Source organism: Microbacterium sp. 13-71-7 (genome assembly GCF_002257455.1).
GTDB lineage: Bacteria > Actinomycetota > Actinomycetes > Actinomycetales > Microbacteriaceae > Microbacterium.
The window spans coordinates 1-2803 of the sequence record NZ_NCKN01000352.1; the positions used below are offsets into that span (position 1 = coordinate 1).

The window sequence follows — 2803 nt, forward strand, 5'->3', positions numbered from 1 at the left end:
ATGACGGCCGCGCCGCACAGATCGCAGATCCGCAGGATGACGATGTCGCCGTCCGCGGTCGTCACGGAGACCGAGCCCGCAGGAAAGATGACCCCCATCGTGTTTCCCCTTCGCGCCGAGATCGGACGTCGCGGCCAGGTGCCGAGATTGCCAACAGAGTACGCGATGCAGGCGAGGGGAGATCGCGCCGGGGCAATACCCTGGCTTGGTGGCAGAACGACAGAAGATCCTCGCATCGATCGACACCGACTTCCCCCGGTGGTACCAGGACGTGCTCGAGAAGGCCGAACTCGCCGACAACGGACCCGTGCGCGGCACGATGGTCATCCGACCGTACGCGTACGCGATGTGGGAGCGGATGCAGGCCGAGGTGGACGCCCGCATCAAGGCGACCGGCGCCGAGAACGTGTACCTGCCGCTGTTCATCCCGCAGTCCTACCTCGAGCGCGAGGCCGAGCACGTCGAGGGGTTCAGTCCTGAACTCGCCGTGGTCACGCACGCCGGCGGCAAGGAGCTCACCGAGCCGGTGGTCGTGCGGCCGACCTCCGAGACTGTGTTCGGCGAGTTGATGGCGAAGTGGATCCAATCCCACCGCGATCTGCCCATGCTGTTGAACCAGTGGGCGAACGTCGTGCGCTGGGAGATGCGTCCGCGGCTGTTCCTGCGCACCAGCGAATTCCTCTGGCAGGAAGGGCACACCGCTCACGCCACCCGTGAGGATGCCGCCGCGTACGCCACGCGCATTCACCTCGAGGTGTACAAGGACTTCCTGGAGAACGTGCTCGCGATCCCGGTCCTGCCGGGGTTCAAGAGCCCGTCGGAGCGCTTCGCGGGCGCGATCAACACGATGACGTGCGAGGCCATGATGGGCGACGGCAAGGCGCTGCAGATGGCGACGAGCCATGAACTCGGCCAGAACTTCTCCACCGCCTTCGACATCACCTACACCGACGCCGGCGGCACGGTGCAGACCACCTGGACCACCTCGTGGGGCTCGTCGACTCGGATGATGGGCGGCCTGTTCATGTCGCACGGCGACGAATCAGGGCTCCGCATCCCGCCGCGCATCGCGCCGCATCAGGTGGTCGTCATCGCCGTGAAGGACGACGACCGCACGGTCGACGCCGCGAAGCAGATCGTCGCAGACCTCTTCGCAGTCGGGGTGCGTGCGAAGCTCGACGCGCGCATCACTCCCGGTTTCGGCCGACGCGCCACGGAGTGGGAGCTCAAGGGCGTCCCGCTTCGCGTAGAGGTCGGGCCGCGCGACCTCGACGCGGCCCAGGTCACGTACGCGCGCCGCGACGCGGACGGCAAGTCGACGCTGCCCCTGGGGGACCTCGCATCCACGGTCCCGGCGCTCCTGGAACAGATGCAGGACGACATGCTCGCGAGCGCCCGCAAGCGCCTCGCCGAGCGCACGACGCACGTCTCGACGATCGACGAGGCGCGGGAAGCCGCCAAGACCGGTTTCGCGGTGATCGACTGGGCTTCGCTCGGCGAGGCCGGCGAGAAGCAGCTCAACAAGGACGCCATCACCGTGCGCTGCCTGCAGACGCGCGACGGACGGATGCCCGACCCGCTGAACCCTGAACAGGATCTCGTCGCGATCGTCGCGCGCGCGTACTGACGCAGCGCCCGGCGGTTCGCCCCTGGGTGTGGAGCACCCGGAATCCGGGCGGTGCTTCCGTCTCCGGGCAGCTGCCGCACCGCGTAGTGGACTCTTCGACGACCCGTCCGCCAATTTCGAACGCGTTCATTTTGTTGTATCCTGAGGCGCAGCGACGTTCGTCCAGACCGCGACACGAGGAGAACGAGAGGGTCCTGTGATCCAGTCACCCACTGCGCCGGCTCGGCGGCGACGGCTCAAACCATGGCTCATCGCCGTGGTCGCCGTGGCGGCCGCCCTCACGATCCCGGTTGCCGCCGTGAACGTGATCCTCGTCGGCGTGCGCAATTCCCTTTACACGACCAACGTCACCATCTCGCTGAGCTATGTCAGCGATAGTGGTCGCACCTACTCATGTGCGTATGACTACAGCACTCCGAACAGCGCGCCCATGCCTGACGCCGTCGCTACGCAGATGAACCAGCGGGACTGGTCCCACACAGGCCAGCTGATGTACGAGTGGTCCAAGGCCCATCGAGCCGCGGCAGGCTCGACCTGGGGTCTTGCGATGGACGAGTTCGTCAAGTTTCCGGCATGGCGAGTCGACTCATCCAGCGGCGCCGGCTACGAGTTGTGGTCGAAAGCACAGCCCGGGAGCAACTGCGAAGACGGGCTGCCGTGAGCCCCAGGGCTCAGAGCGCCTGGCTGCCGTGAGAGGATCCGGGGGAGTGGGCGAGGAGCGCCATGGGAGTGGTCCCGCGGGGCCCCTTCGTGAGGCCTGAACAGCATTCCCCACCTCGGAGTCCGGCCGTGACGGCGGCGGTCAACGGGGGATGCCGGGGAGATGGAAGTAAGCGGTGATCGGGTCCACTCGCATCGCCCGGAGACGGACGCGGACTAGTAGGGGAGAAGGCCAGAGCTGGTGCGGTCGTCCACGACAGGCAATTTCAAGTGTTGGCGCGTCAACACGACGCGGTCGCGGATCTCGGACCGAAATTGTTCAGGTGAGAAGACAAGCTCCGCGAGGTACTCGCTGTCTTCTGCGAGTTGCTCTTGCCAAGCAATAGCAGGCTCCAGCCGACGAGCAAGTGCATGAAACGGGACTGCTGCACGGATAGGTGACAGGTTGTAGTCACGCCGCCAGTGCGACGGTCGTGTTCATGATGGTCTCGAACTCGATGGGCGTCAAACGGCCCA

At 66.1% G+C, this 2803-nt stretch carries 2 protein-coding genes; both read left to right on the forward strand.

All coding sequences use genetic code 11. The features are described from left to right. Window positions 1-208: 208 nt before the first annotated feature. Window positions 209-1627, forward strand: coding sequence for a proline--tRNA ligase (gene proS, locus B7X32_RS20065; protein WP_292723807.1), 1419 nt, complete (start codon window positions 209-211; stop codon window positions 1625-1627). A 196-nt stretch (window positions 1628-1823) separates the two neighbouring features. Next, a complete protein-coding gene (locus B7X32_RS20070) occupies window positions 1824-2288 on the forward strand; it encodes a hypothetical protein (protein ID WP_292723808.1) in 465 nt (154 codons plus the stop codon). Window positions 2289-2803: the final 515 nt, after the last annotated feature.